Origin of the sequence: Pseudomonas sp. SJZ077, from assembly GCF_007993905.1 — a bacterium.
GTDB lineage: Bacteria > Pseudomonadota > Gammaproteobacteria > Pseudomonadales > Pseudomonadaceae > Aquipseudomonas > Aquipseudomonas mandelii.
On record NZ_VIUJ01000018.1, the window covers coordinates 33,612 to 49,966 of the forward strand.

Annotated in this window: 15 protein-coding genes and 1 pseudogene; 11 read left to right on the forward strand and 5 right to left on the reverse strand. The window is 60.6% G+C overall.

All coding sequences use genetic code 11. The features are described 5' to 3' along the window. Positions 1-19 precede the first annotated feature (19 nt). Positions 20-784, forward strand: coding sequence for a sulfite exporter TauE/SafE family protein (locus FBY01_RS23680; RefSeq protein ID WP_145309816.1), 765 nt, complete (start codon positions 20-22; stop codon positions 782-784). Here FBY01_RS23680 and FBY01_RS23685 read toward each other — a convergent pair. Further along, positions 774-1,088 carry a putative quinol monooxygenase gene (locus FBY01_RS23685; protein ID WP_083375099.1) on the reverse strand — a complete coding sequence of 105 codons (315 nt, stop codon included), beginning with the start codon at positions 1,086-1,088 and terminating at the stop codon, positions 774-776. The genes FBY01_RS23680 and FBY01_RS23685 overlap by 11 nt on opposite strands. A 161-nt stretch (positions 1,089-1,249) precedes the next feature. Here FBY01_RS23685 and FBY01_RS23690 point away from each other — a divergent pair, with 161 nt between their 5' ends. The 8 genes from FBY01_RS23690 (at position 1,250) to FBY01_RS23725 (ending at position 9,892) form a co-directional block, all read left to right on the forward strand. After that, positions 1,250-1,840 (forward strand): NAD(P)H-dependent oxidoreductase, encoded by a 591-nt coding sequence (locus FBY01_RS23690; protein WP_010463714.1) that lies wholly within the window; start codon positions 1,250-1,252, stop codon positions 1,838-1,840. 136 nt (positions 1,841-1,976) lie between these two features. Next, a complete protein-coding gene (locus FBY01_RS23695; protein ID WP_145309814.1) occupies positions 1,977-2,888 on the forward strand; it encodes a LysR family transcriptional regulator in 912 nt (303 codons plus the stop codon). Positions 2,889-2,991: 103 nt separating this feature from the next. Next, on the forward strand, positions 2,992-3,885 hold the full coding sequence (locus FBY01_RS23700; protein ID WP_145309812.1) for an NAD-dependent epimerase/dehydratase family protein: 894 nt from the start codon (positions 2,992-2,994) through the stop codon (positions 3,883-3,885). A gap of 205 nt (positions 3,886-4,090) precedes the next feature. After that, a complete protein-coding gene (locus FBY01_RS23705; protein ID WP_145309810.1) occupies positions 4,091-5,536 on the forward strand; it encodes a SulP family inorganic anion transporter in 1,446 nt (481 codons plus the stop codon). Positions 5,537-5,718: 182 nt separating this feature from the next. Continuing rightward, positions 5,719-7,068, forward strand: coding sequence for a gluconate:H+ symporter (locus FBY01_RS23710; RefSeq protein ID WP_145309808.1), 1,350 nt, complete (start codon positions 5,719-5,721; stop codon positions 7,066-7,068). A gap of 15 nt (positions 7,069-7,083) precedes the next feature. Continuing rightward, positions 7,084-7,944, forward strand: coding sequence for a MurR/RpiR family transcriptional regulator (locus FBY01_RS23715; protein ID WP_077747344.1), 861 nt, complete (start codon positions 7,084-7,086; stop codon positions 7,942-7,944). 1 nt (position 7,945) lies between these two features. Next, on the forward strand, positions 7,946-9,403 hold the full coding sequence (locus FBY01_RS23720; protein ID WP_042932401.1) for an amidohydrolase family protein: 1,458 nt from the start codon (positions 7,946-7,948) through the stop codon (positions 9,401-9,403). A 120-nt stretch (positions 9,404-9,523) separates the two neighbouring features. Next, positions 9,524-9,892 carry a glyoxalase superfamily protein gene (locus FBY01_RS23725; protein ID WP_010463700.1) on the forward strand — a complete coding sequence of 123 codons (369 nt, stop codon included), beginning with the start codon at positions 9,524-9,526 and terminating at the stop codon, positions 9,890-9,892. 117 nt (positions 9,893-10,009) lie between these two features. Here the strand turns inward: FBY01_RS23725 and FBY01_RS23730 are convergent, their stop codons facing one another. After that, complete coding sequence (locus FBY01_RS23730) at positions 10,010-11,929, reverse strand: methyl-accepting chemotaxis protein (protein ID WP_145309806.1); 1,920 nt, start codon at positions 11,927-11,929, stop codon at positions 10,010-10,012. A 263-nt stretch (positions 11,930-12,192) separates the two neighbouring features. Here FBY01_RS23730 and FBY01_RS23735 point away from each other — a divergent pair, with 263 nt between their 5' ends. Then, entirely contained in the window at positions 12,193-12,864 is a 672-nt protein-coding gene (locus FBY01_RS23735; RefSeq protein WP_145309804.1) for a histidine phosphatase family protein, read from the forward strand. Positions 12,865-12,890: 26 nt separating this feature from the next. Beyond that, on the forward strand, positions 12,891-13,754 hold the full coding sequence (locus FBY01_RS23740; protein ID WP_145309802.1) for a phosphatase PAP2 family protein: 864 nt from the start codon (positions 12,891-12,893) through the stop codon (positions 13,752-13,754). Here the strand turns inward: FBY01_RS23740 and FBY01_RS23745 are convergent. From FBY01_RS23745 to FBY01_RS31960, 3 genes and pseudogenes are all read right to left on the reverse strand, one after another. Next, the gene (locus tag FBY01_RS23745; protein WP_145309800.1) at positions 13,705-15,144 is read right to left on the reverse strand and encodes a glycosyltransferase family 39 protein; all 1,440 of its coding nucleotides are present in this window, start codon (positions 15,142-15,144) and stop codon (positions 13,705-13,707) included. The two genes, FBY01_RS23740 and FBY01_RS23745, sit on opposite strands and share 50 nt — an antisense overlap. An 84-nt stretch (positions 15,145-15,228) precedes the next feature. Beyond that, positions 15,229-15,816, reverse strand: a complete 588-nt coding sequence (rimJ, locus tag FBY01_RS23750; RefSeq protein WP_010463690.1) for a ribosomal protein S5-alanine N-acetyltransferase — start codon at positions 15,814-15,816, stop codon at positions 15,229-15,231. A 58-nt stretch (positions 15,817-15,874) separates the two neighbouring features. Continuing rightward, a pseudogene (locus FBY01_RS31960) lies at positions 15,875-16,113 on the reverse strand (RAD55 family ATPase); the annotation flags it as partial. Positions 16,114-16,355: the final 242 nt, after the last annotated feature.

The following is a 16,355-nucleotide window of genomic DNA, read 5'->3' on the forward strand; positions in this document are numbered from 1 at the left end:
CCAGGCTCACCATGGCCCCATGAATACTCTCTCTGCGTTCTATCAAAACCTCGGTCTGACCCTTTCCTTGCTGGTGATCGCCACATTCCTGCTGGCTGGGATGATCAAAGGCGTGATCGGCCTCGGATTACCCACCATCGCCATGGGCCTGCTCGGTCTGGCTATGGCCCCGTCACAGGCTGCCGCGCTGCTGATCATCCCGGCAACCTTCACCAATGTCTGGCAACTGGCATTCGGTGGGCATTTGCTCGGTTTGATCAAACGGTTGTGGCCGATGCTCCTGGCGATCTTCATCGGTACCGGGGCAGGCACGGTGTGGATCGGCATGGCCGGTGGTCAGTGGGTGGTGCGGGCGTTGGGCGGGGCGCTGATGCTTTATGCACTGAGCGGTCTATTCCTGCCGGCCTTGCGCGTGGGGGGGCAGAGCGAACGCTGGCTTGGTCCGCTGTGTGGAGTTGTGACGGGCGTCATCACTTCGGCCACCGGCGTCTTCGTGATTCCGGCGGTGCCGTATCTGCAAGCACTGGGCTTGAGCAAGGATGAACTGGTGCAGGCCCTGGGCCTGTCGTTCACCGTCTCGACCCTCGCCCTGGCCGCCGGCCTGTTATGGCGCGGCGTCCTTGGCGGTGGTGAACTGAGTGCGTCGTTGCTGGCGTTGATTCCTGCAGTGCTCGGCATGTTGCTCGGCCAATGGCTGCGTCAGCGGATCAGCGCCGTGCTGTTCAAGCGAGTGTTCTTCATCGGCCTCGGTGTGCTCGGCGGCCATTTGCTAATCAACGGGTAGCGGAGGACGGGCTAAGCATCTCGATGGCGCGGATATCAAAATCCCGTTCCAGGTATTCCATGCGCATGTCGCGGAACTGCTGCATGTGCGGCAGGTTCGAGTGCACGTCGAGGTGCGCCTGGGACTGCCAGATCTCGTAGAAGATAAACAGGGTCGGGTCCTGTTTGTCGCGCAGCATGTGGTACTCGATGCAGCCGGGCTCGGCGCGACTCGCTTCTACATGGCCGCTGAAAAACGCTTCGAAGGCGTCGGATTTTTCCGGGCGGGTCTTGGCGTGCAGGATGAAGCCTTGCAGTTCACTCATCAAAAATCTCCTCAAGTTCAGAATCGGCGCAAGTTTATGGCAATAATCTCCTGTCTATTCGTGCGTATTGGTCAAATGTATTTTGCGAATTCAGCGCTTATTCCGCGCGAGGCAGCTCGTTACTCTGCCGCCATCGAATTCCTGACCTTCCGAGATTTCTCATGAAAAAAGTTCTGTTGCTCAATGGCGGCAAAAAGTTCGCCCACTCCGATGGCCGCTACAACACCACCCTGCATGAAGCCGCGTTGAGCGTGCTGGATCGCGGGGGCATCGATGTAAAAGCCACCTTCATCGACGAGGGCTACGACGTTGCTGAAGAAGTCGCCAAATATCTCTGGGCCGACGTGATCATTTATCAAATGCCCGGTTGGTGGATGGGCGCACCGTGGACGGTGAAGAAGTACATCGACGAAGTCTTCACTGAAGGCCATGGCAGCCTTTACGCCAGCGACGGCCGCACCCGTTCCGACGCCTCGCAAAAATACGGCAGCGGCGGTTTGGTGCACGGCAAGCAATACATGTTGTCGCTGACCTGGAACGCACCGCAGCAAGCCTTTGACGACCCGACCGACTTCTTCGAAGGCAAAGGCGTGGACGCGGTGTACTTCCCGTTTCACAAGGCCAACGAATTTCTCGGCATGAGCGGTTTGCCGACCTTCCTGGCGGTCGATGTGATGAAACGTCCGAATATCGAGGCTGATGTGGCGCGCTATGAGCAGCACCTGACCGAGGTGTTCGGCCTCAAGGCGTGAGCTCGGTTACTATCGATACCTGAAGCCAGAACCTGTAGGAGCCAGGCTTGCCGGCGAAGGCGTTTTAGCGGACGCCTTCGCCGGCAAGCCAGGCTCCTACAGAGGCCGGCGCTGAATTGATCGATGAGGGGCGTCCGTGAAAGCCAGATCCGATGAGTTGCAGATTTTCGTCTGCGTGATTGAGTGCGGGTCGATTTCCGCGGCGGCCGAACAGGTTGGGCAGACGCCTTCGGCGGTCAGCCGCACGCTGTCGCGGCTGGAGGCCAAGCTCGATACCACGCTGATCAACCGCACCACGCGGCGCATGGACCTGACGGAGGAGGGCAAGTATTTCTTCGAGCACGCCAAGCTGATTCTCGATCAGATGGACGAGCTCGAAGAACGCCTGACCTCACGCCAGCAAACCCCGTCCGGGCGTCTGCGGATCAACGCCGCCTCGCCGTTCATGCTGCACGCCATCGTGCCGTACATCGACGAGTTCCGCCGCCTCTACCCCGACATTCAGCTCGAACTCAACAGCAACGACCTGATCATCGACTTGCTGGAACAAAGCACCGATATCGCCATCCGCATCGGCGCACTGGCCGATTCAACCCTGCACGCACGCTCACTGGGTTGCAGCCCGCTGCACATCCTCGCCAGCCCGGCGTACCTTGAGCAACACGGCACGCCAACGGCGGTTGCAGACCTGGCCGGGCATGCGTTGCTGGGCTTTACCCAGAACGAGGGCCTCAACCAGTGGCCGCTACGGTATGTGCACGGTGATCGCTGGCCGATTCAGGCGTCGATCAGCGCCTCCAGCGGCGAGACGATCCGGCACCTGGCGCTGGAAGGCCAGGGGATTGCCTGTCTGTCGCACTTCATGACGATCGACGACATTCGTGCCGGTCGCTTGCAGGTGCTGCTGGCGGATTTCAACAGCGGCTATCGCCAACCGATCAACGCGGTGTACTACCGCAACTCGCAACTGGCCCTGCGCATTCAATGCTTCCTGGACTTCATTCAGGGCAAGTTGGCGGCTTATGCGAATGCGGACTTCACAGGCTGATTCGTGATCCCTGCGCAAGAGTGATTTGGGTCAGCGGGTCTGTTTCACCACGGGACGGTCCTCGATACTCAATGCATCACTTATTCACGCAGGGAGTTTCTCCATGAACGTATTCGTTACCGGCGCTGCTGGTTTCATCGGCGGCTCCATTGCCACCGGTCTTGTCCGTGCGGGCCATAAAGTCACCGGCCTGGTTCGCAACGCCGACCAAGCCACTGAACTGAGCGCAATCGGTATCATCCCGGTGATCGGCACTCTTGACGACAGCGCACTACTGGCTGAACAGGCCCGCGCCGCCGATGCCGTGATCAACGCTGCGAGCAGCGATCATCGTGGCGCGGTGGAAGCCTTGCTCAATGCGTTGCGCGGCTCCCACAAAGTGTTCCTGCACACCAGCGGTTCGAGCATCGTCGGCGATGCCTCCGGCGGTAAAGCCAGTGACGTCATCTACTTCGAAGACAACCTGCCGGAACCGACCGTCGACAAGGCTGCCCGCGTGGCCATCGACAACCTGATCCTCGCCGCGGCGAAAGACGGCGTGAACTCGGCCGTGATCTGCAACACCCTGATTTACGGCCACAGCCTGGGCGTCAATCGCGACAGCGTGCAATTGCCGCGCTTGCTCAAACAGGCGCGTAAAAGCGGTGTGGTCCGACATGTCGGCACGGGTCAGAACATCTGGTCCAACGTACACATCGAAGACGTGGTGTCCCTGTATCTGCTGGCACTGACCAAAAACGTCCCGGGCACGTTCTACTTCGTCGAAAGCGGTGAAGCGTCCTTCATCGACATGACCACGGCCATGGCTGAAGCCCTGAAACTGGGCAAGGCGCAAGACTGGCCGTTGAAAGACGCCGAAGCCGAATGGGGTTATGAAATGGCCAACTATGGCCTGGGCTCCAACAGCCGGGTGCGCGGCAAGCATGCGCGTGAATTGCTGGGCTGGGAGCCGAAACGGACGTTGGTGGTTGAATGGATTCGGGACGAGATGGTTTGAGTTCGCTTTAGACCGCGTCGCTGCAATCGCGAGCAGGCTCGCTCCCACAGTTTGATCTTCACAGGACACAGATTTTGTGTGTAACGGAGATCCACTGTGGGAGCGAGCCTGCTCGCGATTGCGTTTTCAGCAACTCAACAACTGGCCGGGTCGCCCCCGATTCCGTAACATCCGCACCCTCTCTCCCTGTCGTGTTCGATCCTCCATGAAACCAAAACGTCTGCGCGCCGATGTCCTGGCCGGACTCACCACTTCTTTCGCCCTGCTCCCCGAATGCATTGCCTTCGCGTTGGTGGCCCACCTCAATCCGCTGATGGGGCTTTACGGCGCGTTCATCATTTGTACCCTGACCGCGCTTTTCGGCGGGCGGCCGGGGATGGTGTCCGGTGCGGCGGGTTCGATGGCGGTGGTGATCGTCGCGCTGGTGGTGCAACACGGCGTGCAGTATCTGCTCGCGACCGTGTTGCTCGGTGGCCTGATCATGCTGGCGTTCGGGCTGCTGAGGCTTGGCAAACTGGTGCGCATGGTGCCGCACCCGGTGATGCTTGGGTTCGTCAACGGCCTGGCGATCATCATTGCGCTGGCGCAACTCGAACACTTCAAGGATGGCGAAACCTGGCTCAGTGGCACGCCGTTGTACCTGATGACCGGGTTGGTGGTGTTGACGATGGCGATCGTTTACCTGCTGCCGCGCCTGACGCGTGCCGTGCCGCCGGCGCTGGTGGCGATCCTGAGTGTCGGGCTGGCGGTGTATCTGCTCGGCCTGCCGACGCGCACCTTGGGCGACATGGCGCACATCGCCGGCGGCTTGCCGACGTTCGCGCTGCCAGACATTCCCTGGAGCCTGGACACCCTGCGCATCATCGCCCCCTACGCGATCTTGATGGCGCTGGTCGGCCTGCTGGAAACCCTGCTGACCCTGAACCTCACCGATGAGATCACCGAAAGCCGTGGCTTCCCGGATCGCGAGTGCGTGGCGTTGGGCGCGGCCAATATGGTCTCGGGGTTTTTTGGCGGCATGGGTGGCTGCGCGATGATCGGTCAGACCGTCATCAACCTCAGTTCCGGTGGTCGTGGCCGGCTGTCCGGGGTGGTGGCCGGGGTGCTGATTCTGCTGTTCATTCTGTTTCTGTCGCCGCTGATCGAGCGCATCCCGTTGGCCGCGCTGGTCGGCGTGATGTTTGTTGTGTCGCAGCAAACGTTCGCCTGGGCGTCGTTGCGGGTGGTGAACAAGGTGCCGCTGAACGATGTGTTGGTGATTGTGGCGGTCACAGTCATCACCGTGTTCACCGACCTGGCCACTGCCGTGTTGTGCGGGATCATCATCGCGGCGCTCAATTTTGCCTGGCAGCAGGCGCGCGAGCTGTATGCCGATGCTCATCTCGAAGCTGACGGAAGCAAGCACTATCACCTGCATGGCACGTTGTTCTTTGCCTCGACTACGCCGTTTCTCAATCAGTTCGACCCCGCCAACGATCCGCCTGTCGTGACCATCGACTGCCGCCACCTGAGTTTTGTCGACTATTCGGCCATCGCCGCGCTGAAGACTTTGCGTGAACGCTACGCCAAGGCCGGCAAGCATCTGCGGGTGCTGCATTTGTCCGAGCGCTGCAAGAAGCTGCTCAAACGTGCCCGCGTGAATCACGACTGAAATCAACGCAGGCGCGATGTAAATCCGCCTGCCTGATTTTCATATCCACCGACCTGGCATACCTCTGCGCGACATCCCTTACCTCTGCACGAAAATAACTTTCACCTCGTTTGAATGTCACGCCTCGAAATGATTTAAGAGTTTCACAATCCATTCGACGTGACCCTTTCGAGGAGTACCGCATGACCCTGTCCTTCGGCTATTGGCTGCTGGTGTATGCCGCCATCGCCATCATTGCCCTGATCGTTCTGATCGCCCGTTACCGACTCAATCCGTTCATTGTCATTACCCTGGTCTCCATCGGCCTCGCGCTGCTGGCGGGCATGCCAGCGTCCGGGGTGGTCGGCGCTTACGAGGCCGGGGTTGGCAAAACCCTGGGGCACATTGCCCTGGTGGTGGCGCTGGGTACGATGCTCGGCAAGATGATGGCCGAGTCCGGCGGCGCGGAGCAGGTGGCGCGGACCTTGATCGACCGTTTTGGCGAGAAGAACGCGCACTGGGCGATGGTTTGCATCGCCTTTCTGGTCGGGCTGCCGCTGTTCTTCGAGGTCGGTTTTGTATTGCTGGTGCCGATCGCCTTTACCGTGGCCCGGCGGGTTGGCGTGTCGATCCTGATGGTCGGTTTGCCGATGGTCGCTGGCTTGTCGGTGGTGCATGCGCTGGTGCCGCCGCACCCGGCGGCAATGCTGGCGGTGCAGGTGTATGGGGCGTCGGTCGGACAGACCTTGATGTACGCGATTCTGATCGGCATTCCGACCGCAATCATCGCCGGTCCCTTGTACGCCAAGTTCATCGTGCCGCGCATTCAACTGCCGGCGGAGAACCCGCTGGAGCGGCAGTTCCTCGACCGTGAACCGCGCGACAGCCTGCCGGGTTTCGGCATCACCATGGCGACCATTCTGTTGCCGGTGGTGCTGATGCTGATCGGTGGCTGGGCCAACCTGATCTCCACGCCGGGCAGCGGTTTCAACCAGTTCCTGCTGTTCATCGGCAACTCGGTGATCGCGCTGCTGCTGGCGACGTTGCTGAGCTTCTGGACCCTCGGCATCGCCCAGGGCTTCAGCCGCGAATCGATCCTCAAGTTCACCAACGAATGCCTGGCGCCAACCGCCAGCATCACCTTGCTGGTCGGTGCCGGCGGTGGCTTGAACCGGATCCTGGTGGACGCCGGCGTGACCAACCAGATCGTCAGCCTGGCCGATGAATTTCACCTGTCGCCGCTGATCATGGGTTGGCTGTTCGCGGCGTTGATGCGCATCGCGACCGGTTCCGCCACCGTGGCGATGACCACGGCCTCGGGCATCGTCGCGCCGGTGGCCATCGGTCTGGGGTATCCGCACCCCGAGTTGCTGGTGCTGGCGACCGGCGCCGGGTCGGTGATTTTTTCCCACGTCAACGACGGCGGCTTCTGGTTGATCAAGGAATACTTCAACATGACCGTTGCCCAGACCTTCAAGACCTGGACGGTGCTTGAAACCATTATTTCGGTGGTGGCTTTCGCGCTGACCGTGGGTCTTTCTTACTTGATCTAACCGGAGCCGCCTGCCATGGACATCCTCTACCAGATCCGCGCCCGCCAGGATTCCTTCAGCGCCGGTGAAGGACGCATCGCGCGGCTGATGCTCAACGACGTCGGCTTTGCCTCCGCCGCCAGCCTCGATGAGCTGGCGCAGAGGGCAGAGGTCAGCACCGCCACGCTGTCGCGGTTTGCCCGCACGGTGGGCTGTCGCGACCTGCGTGATCTGCGCCTGCAACTGGCCCAGGCCAGCGGCGTCGGCAGCCGCTTCCTTGACCCGGCGGGGACGCCGGATCAGTCGGCGTTCTATGGGCAGATCGTCGGCGATATCGAGTCGACCCTGCGTCAGCATCTGTCGGCGTTCGACGAGTCGCGGTTCGCCGATGCCGTGAAACTGCTGGGCAAGGCGCGGATGATTCATGCATTCGGCCTGGGCGGTTGTTCAACCTTGTGCAGCGATGAGCTGCAAGTGCGGCTGGTGCGATTTGGCTACCCGATTGCGGCGTGCCACGACCCGGTGATGATGCGCGTCACCGCCGCCAGCCTTGATGCCGAACGCGCGGTCATTGCCTGCTCGCTGACCGGCATCACCCCCGAACTCATCGACGCCGTCGAACTGGCCCGCAACTACGGTGCACGGATTATCGCCATCACCCGGGCCGACTCGCCGCTGGCGCAATTGGCCGATGTGCTGCTGCCGCTGCAAGGCGTCGAAACCTCGTTTATCTACAAACCGACGGCGGCGCGCTACGGCATGCTGCTGGCCATCGACGTGCTTGCCACCGAGCTCGCGCTGGCCAACCCTGAAGACAATCAAGAACGTCTGCGGCGGATCAAACTCGCCCTGGACGATTACCGCGGCGGCGACGATCGTTTGCCGCTGGGAGACTGACATGATGTACGACACGCTGATCCGCAACGCCTTGGTCATCGATGGCAGCAACAGCCCCGGTTACCCCGCCGATGTGGCGATTCAGAACGGCCGAATCGCGCGCATCGGCGACTTGCATGAGGCGACCGCCCGCGAGGAAATCGACGCTGCCGGCCGCGTGCTGGCGCCGGGTTTTATCGACGTGCACACCCATGACGACACGGTGGTGATCCGCCAGCCGCAGATGCTGCCCAAGCTCAGCCAGGGCGTGACCACGGTGATTGTCGGCAACTGCGGGATCAGCGCGTCACCGGTGAGCCTGCGTGGCGATCCGCCCGATCCGATGAACCTGCTCGGCACTTCGGCAGCCTTCGTTTATCCGACGTTCAGTGATTACCGCGCAGCGGTCGAAGCGGCGAACACTACGCTGAACGTCGCCGCGCTGGTGGGCCACACCGCGTTGCGCAGCAACCATCTCGACGACCTGTATCGCACCGCCACGCCTGATGAAATCAGCGCGATGCGCGAGCAGTTGCGTGAAAGTCTTGAGGCGGGCGCCTTGGGGTTATCCACCGGTCTGGCCTACGCCAGCGCGTTCTCGGCGTCCACCGACGAAGTGATGCAACTGACTGAAGAGCTGACGGCGTTCGGCGCCGTGTACACCACCCATTTGCGTAGTGAATTCGAACCGGTGCTGGAGGCGATGGACGAGGCGTTCCAGATCGGCCGGCATGCGAAATCCCCGGTGATCATTTCTCACCTCAAATGCGCGGGGGCCGGTAACTGGGGGCGCAGTCCGCAATTGCTGGCCTCGCTTGAGGAAGCGGCGAAAACTCACCCGGTGGGCTGCGATTGTTATCCCTACGCGGCGAGTTCTTCGACCCTGGACCTCAAGCAAGTCACCGACGCCCATCGCATCACCATCACCTGGTCCACGCCGCACCCGGAATTGGGCGGCCGCGACTTGATGGACATCGCCGCCGAATGGAGCGTGCCGTTGCTTGACGCTGCACGCCGTCTGCAACCGGCCGGCGCGGTGTACTACGGCATGGACGAGGCCGATGTGCGAAGAATCCTCGCCCATCCCTTGTCGATGGTGGGGTCCGACGGATTGCCGGAAGATCCGTTCCCGCATCCGCGCTTGTGGGGCGCTTTCCCACGTGTGCTCGGACATTTCAGTCGCGACGTCGGCCTGTTTCCGCTGCATACCGCCGTACACAAAATGACCGGATTGTCGGCGGCACGTTTTGGCTTGAAGCAAAGGGGTGAGATTCGTGAAGGGCATTGGGCGGACCTGGTGTTGTTCGATCCGCTGAGCATTCGCGACGTGGCGGACTTCAGTGACCCGCAACAGGCGGCCGAGGGGATTGAAGGTGTATGGGTCAACGGCGTGTTGAGTTACAGCGATGGCCAGGCGAACGGGAAACGGGAAGGACGGTTTCTGGCGCGGGAAGGGGATTTGCGTGACGGGTTTCAGTAGTTATTCCGAGAAATACGTCACAGTGATGGCACATTGCAATTAAAGAAAGCCAGCGCCAAGCCGAAGCGCTGACATCCAGCCCAACTTCAACGGGTGTCTTTTCAGTCAGGGAGCAACCCAATGAGCTTCGGCAAAACCACCTCGATCCTGCGGATTTTCGACGAGGCCAAGGCATTGGAATTCTACGTCGACTTTCTGGGGTTCACGGTCGACTGGCAGCATCGCTTCGAGCCGAATTCCCCGCTGTACCTGCAAGTCTCCCGTGGCGAATGCGTGCTGCACCTGTCCGAGCACCATGGCGACGGCACGCCGGGTTCGGCCCTGCGCATCGAGACCGATGAGCTCGAGGCCTTCCAGCAGCAACTGCTGGCGAAGGCGTATCCGTTTTCGCACCCGCAGATCCAGGCCATGCCCTGGGGAAGCCAGGACATGACCATCAGTGATCCGTTCGGCAACCGGTTGGTGTTTACCAACGCGATCTGCCTGTAAAAAGCTTCATCAGTTCCTCCAAATCACCCGTGAGCGTTACGGACGGATAAACGCTTCGTAAAAATGACGAAGCCCTTTATTTAAAGGGCTTCTGCGGGGCTGGAGAGCGGCGGTGCTTTAAACCCTGAAGTGACTGACCATCATCTGCAACTGATTCCCCAACCGCGCCAGCTCAACGCTGGACTTGGCCGTTTCATCGCTGGCGGCGGCGGTTTGCTCCGACACGTCGCGCACGTTGATGATGCTGCGGCTGATTTCTTCGGCCACGGCGCTTTGTTGCTCGGCGGCGGCAGCGATCTGCTGGTTCATCGACTGGATGTTGGACACCGTGCGGGTGATGTTTTCCAGCGACGTGCCAGCCTTGCGGGTCAAGGCCACGCTGCTGTCGGTCAGGGCGCGGCTGTTGTTCATCACGGTCGACACTTGTTGGGTGCCATTCTGCAGACCGGCCACCAGGCCTTCGATTTCTTCGGTGGACTTCTGTGTGCGCTGGGCCAGACCACGGACTTCGTCGGCCACCACCGCAAAACCACGACCGGCTTCACCGGCGCGCGCGGCTTCAATGGCGGCGTTGAGGGCCAGCAGGTTGGTCTGTTCGGCGACGGCCTTGATCACGTCCATGACGCTGCCGATCTTGTCGCTTTCCTGTTGCAGCACACTCATGGCTTCGGTGGAGCGCGCCACTTCAGTGGCCAGGCGTTCGATCTGGGCGATGGCTTCGTTGACCACTTTATCGCCTTCGCGGGCTTCACCATCAGCGGCGGCTGCGGCCAGGGAGGCTTCTTCGGCGTTGCGCGCGACTTCCTGCACGGTGGCCGTCATCTCGTGCATGGCGGTGGCCACTTGATCGGTTTCGATCTTCTGGCTGTTGACGCCGGCACTGGTTTGCTCGGTGACGGCGGACAGTTCTTCCGCGGCGCTCGCGATCTGGGTGACACCGTCGCGGATGCCGCTGATCAAGTCACGCAGGGTCACGCCCATGCGTGCGATGCCTTGCTGCAACACGCCGAGTTCATCGCGGCGCGTCACTTTGACGTCCTGGGACAGGTCGCCGCTGGCGATGCGTTCGACCACGGCCAGGGTGTCGCGTAGCGGGCCGGTGATCTGACGGGTGATGATCACGGCTGCAATGATGCCCACCAGCAATGCCAGCAATGTGCTGATCAACTGCAGTGTGCGCGCCTGGGCGCTTTCGGCGTCGCGACGGTCGAGCTGGATCTGATACAGCTGCTCGCTCAGGGTCACGATGGCGGCGCCCTGGTCGGTCATTTCCTTGCGCGCCTGCACGGCATCGCTGTTGGCGGCTTTATAGGCGATCAACGCGCTACGGTAATTGCCAAGTGCGGTTTCCAGCTGACGCAGGGCATCTTGCTGGGTCTCGGCGAAATGCACGTTCAGCGGTTTCAGGCTGGCAATTGCTGAATCCAGTTGGGTGACGGCTTTTTGCTCGGTCTCGGCATTGGTGGTGGCGGTGTAGCCGCGCACTTCGTAGCGGGCCAGGATGAACGCTTCCTTGGCGGTGGTGACGGCCTGGAACTGTTCGAAACGCTGGTCACTCAGGGCCATTTGTTGCACGCGGGTGCTGATGGCGTCGATTAGCGTGCTGGCTGTTTCAGCGTTGGCGGCCATGGTGTCGCGGGCGCTGTTGCCGGTGCGGTAGGCGCTGCGCATCTTGTTCAGCGACGTCTTGTAGGCGTCGATGTAAGTGCCTTGCTCTTTGAGCAGCTTGAGGTTTTCCGGGCTCTTGAACTTCGACAACAGCGATTGTTGCTGAGCGGAAAAGGCGTCAAGGGTGGTCTGTACGTTCTGAGCGGCGGTTTCGTCGCCGTTGGTCAGCATGTATTGCAGGCGAACCACACGAAGCTTGGTCAAGCCGGAGTTGAGCTGGGTGATGTCGCTCATCCAGTTGCTGCGGTCAATCAAGCCGCCCAGGCTCGTCCAGCCGGTCAGGGCCAGTACGCAGGTCAGTGCCAGGACCAGGCCGAACCCCAGGCCCAGTTTCATGTTCACGCTGATGTTGCCGAACCAGCTATTCATCAAATTCCTCCAGGAACGTTGCGCTTTCGATCGTCAGTTGGCTGGAAGATTGTTGTTTTTTTAGGTGCCAGCAAGGGTGTGTAGCAGGCCTGTATCGGCAGCAATCGCGAGAGCTGAAAGGTTTTTGTCGGACTGATTCTGTAACAAGGTTTTTGTGAGCGGCTTAAGCTTTTTTTCACATGGGTTTCACCGGCTGCCGACGCGCGCCTCTCTACCCTCGCGGCTTCGAATAACAATGGTGCATGCCGGCGAGGCGGCTTGATGTGGAATTGAGACTGAGTCTGTTCGGGATAAAACGCTCAATTAACCTGAGCTGTTTGACCCGCCATCGAAACACCGTAGTGGTGCTGGCCTCGGCGCTGCTGGTCATTCCAGTGATCGTATGGCTGTTGCAGCCGGCCGCTGTGCCGGACCTGGCCCATGGCAATGTGGCGGGCGCACGAACGTTGGCCACCGAATGGGCCAAAGGCGACGTCATCGTGCTGGTCCGCCATGTCGAGCGCTGCGATCACTCGAAAGCCGCGTGCCTGAGTGGCAACGATGGCATTACCGATCGCTCGCGCAGCGTCGCGGTCAGTGTCGGTGCGCGGTTCGAACAGTTGGGGTTGGACAAGACCGATATCTACAACAGCCCGATGATGCGCACGTCACAGACGGCCGGCTACATGTTCAACAAGGTCGGTGTGGGCGAGGACTGGCTGGTGAGCTGCAAGGGCACGATGCTGCGCGACGCCCTGGCGCACAAAGTGGCGGGTCGCAATTTGATCCTGGTGACCCACAGCGAATGCATGGCGCAACTTGAAAAAGACCTCAAGGTGTCGACCTCCACGCTCGGTTATGGCGCTTCATTGTTTATTTCCGCCAGAAAACCTCTGACACCGAAAATGCTCGGCTTCATTGAAGCCTCTGACTGGCGTTCGGTGACCACCGAATGAATTTTTCCTATGGATCTGGACAGACGATGCTGACTTCTTCCCGCAACCGCTTTTACTGGGCGAACTTCGGTATCCCGTTGGCCTGCGCGGCCCTGGTTTTCCTGATGTTCGACATGACCCGGATCGACATCGCCTTCAGTAATCTTCTGTTTGATCCGGTCGCTCAGATCTTCCCGCTCGACAAGGTTCACTTCTTCGAAAAGCTCACCCACAAGTGGGCGCGCATCATTCCGAACTGGACCGCCGAGATTGCCTTGATCGGTGCGATGCTGTCGTTTGTCTGGCCGCTGATCAACACTTCAAAGCATCCTCGCCTCGGTGGTTTTCTGGAACGGAGCAAGGCGGCATCGGTGTTGCGATTTGCCAACGAACATCGTCGGGATTTTCTGTTCGTCGTCTTCGCATTTGCCATCTGCACCGGCGTGATCCATTTCCTCAAGGCGCACACCAGCGTGTACTGCCCGATCGAAACAACCCTCTACGGTGGGAAATTGCCCCACGTGGAGTGGTACAACAACTTCCAGCTGTTCAGGGAGGCCGGTGATGGCCGTTGCTGGCCGGGTGGCCATGCTTCCGGCGGTTTTACCATGCTCGCGCTGTATTTCGTGGCTCGCCGCTACCGCTGGCGCTACTCCAAGGCGCTGATGTACGGAGCGTTGCTGCTCGGTTTCGTCTATGGCACGACACGTGTCCTGCAAGGCTGGCACTACATGTCCCACACCTTTTGGGCCGGGATCTTCGTGTGGCTGGCCTGTTTGCTGACGGCGTTGCCATTTTACGGACGAGCGCTGCTGGAGATGCCGGTGCTGCAAAAGGCTGAAGCGCCAACCGCCGAGCCGCTTATTGGTTCACAAAGTAGTAAGCCTGACGCCCCACCTTCATGCTCTTGAGCACTTTCAACGGCGCGGCCGGTTCGACTTCACCAGACATGACCACCACGTTGCTGGGTGAGGCCGCCAGAAACTCATGCAGTTGCGCCTCGGTGTCCAGGCCCTTGAGCACTTGTCGGGTGTAGAACACGCTGGCACCGCCCACCCGTTCGTTGGCCTGGAACAGGGCGATGTGTTGCCCGTTGGCCTGCATCGTCTGGATCTGTGCAGTCAACGGCAGGAAGGACAGTTTGCGGTCCGCATGGGGCAGCGCCCATTGAGCGGCGGCCAGGTAGCTGCCGATCACCAACGCGATCACGCCAATGGCTGCGCCGCGTCGATGCCGTGCGATGTGCCCCAAAAGGTTCGAGGCCCCTTCGCGCATCTTCAGCCGCTCGAACAGAACGCCCGCATACTCCGCCGCAATCACCGCCGCCGCAGGCGTCATCGACATGAGATACACCGTGCGCTTGCTCGACGCCAATGTCAGCATCACAAACTGCGCCACGATCCACAGGGTGAAAAACAGCAAGTAACGATTGGCCATCAGGCTTTTGCGAAAATGCCACAGCCCCAGGTACACCAGAATATTCCACGGCAGAAACGCCTGGGGCAGCTTGGCCAGATAGTAGTAGTACGGTTCGTAATGCCCGGCCTCGACAAAGGATCCACTGAAGCGCCCGACACTGTTGGTCAGCAGCACTTCCCCCACGGCATGCGCGCCACCACGCTGGTACAGCACGGCGAGCCAAATCATCAGCGGGATCAATCCAGCCAGTGTCAGTAAACCGGGACGCAACCAGTCGTGGATTTTCAGGCGCCTGTCCATCAAGGTCTCGGCCAGCAGATAGGCGAAAATCACCACGCCCGGCATCGCCAGGCCGAGGACGCCTTTGCTCAGTGTGGCGATAGCGATTCCCGAGGCGAACAGCAGCGCGTTGCCGGGCGTCGATTGACGTTGCCCCTGAAAGAACGCCAGCAACGCCAGGGTCACGCCGAGGGAGAGCAACGCGTCTTCACCGACGCCGCGTACGTTGCTCCAATAACTGGCCATGGTTGCCAGAAAGATTCCCGCCGTCCAGGCAATCGCCTTGGGCCGGCCGAACCGCCGCAGCATCGCGTACAACAGCATCACGCTGAACAGCCCGGCGAACGCCGAGGCCAGTCGCACCGCCCACGGCGTGCCGCCAAATGCACGGATGGCGCCGGCATCGAGCCACAAGCTCAAAGGTGGTTTTTCCAGAAACGGTTCGCCGAACAAACGGGGCGTTACCCAGTCGTTGTCCAGGTGCATCTGCATGGCGATCCCGGCCACCCGGGCCTCGGTGGACCCTTGCAGTTGATGATTGCCCAAGGCAAAGAAAAACAGCAGGGCGGCCAGCAGGAACAGTGAAGTGGCGGGACGCGACATAGGCTTCTGGCTACCGAGCAGGTGGACCGGGAAGCCCGAGCATACGGTGTGAATCCTTAATGAATTGTGAACGGCCGCGAAATATTACGAGAGGCGCCTGGACCAGCGCTGTTCCGGGGTTTCAAAGCGATCATTGATCAACGCGGTCAACACGTGATCCTGCCAGCGCCCGGCGATACTCAGGTAGGCCTTGGCGTAGCCTTCACGTTCAAATCCCAGACGCTCCAGCAGCCGCGCGCTGCGTTCGTTGCCGGGGATGTAATTGGCCATGATCCGGTGCAGTTTCTGCTCATCGAACATGTAGCCGATGCCTGCTTCCAGTGCTTCCTGCATCAAGCCCTGGCCCTGACGGGATTCGTCGATGTGGTAACCGAGATAACACGCCTGAAACGCTCCGCGAGTGATGCCGCTGAAATTGCAGGCGCCGATCATCTGGCCGTTGTCCGGGTCCAGCAGCGCGAAATGCACCGCCAGGCCGGCCTCGAACGCACTGGCTTGCACCTCAAGGCGCGGACGAATGTTTTCTGGGCTGTGGTAGTCGGAAGGGCGAATCGGCGACCACCGGGCAAGGTGCCTTTGGTTGCGCCGGTAGAAATCGCTTTCCAGCGCCGCCTGTTCGGGGGCGAGCACCGCCAGCGTCAAGCGTTTGCAGGGCAGGGACAACAACGGCATAGGGCGCTCCGGTTCGGGGGGATCGTCGCGCAAGCATTACGCGACCAGCGGAAAAACTCTGCAGGCCGTTATCATCGATGCTGTACAGGCGCAATTCATCGGAATGGGCGCTGGCCTGTACCTTGACCACCGCCATGATGCCAACAAGCGGCTCTGCACTTCGATGTAGCGCTGGACAATGATTGCATCGGTGAGAAACGCCGTGCCGTAAGGGCTGAAACGCAGGTCGGTGCAGTGGTCTTCCAGTTCCGAGGTCAGCAACACACTGACACCGATGCTCGTCAGTGCGGTGACGAAAACTCCGGCAAACCTCCGCCCAGCACCTCGTCCAGTCCTGGCACGCCGGTGGCAGACATCGAGGGTACACACAATAAGGTGGTTGGGCGTGATTGGCGACAGTTCCAAAGAAAACACTGGGTGACACCGACCGCCGCTGGTCGATCAAAAGGCAAAAAAAAGCCCGCGGGAGGGCGGGCAAACCGTAGTTTCTTGAATGAGCGGGAGCACTGTACCGGTTGGGGGGAGGTGGTGGGGTGAAG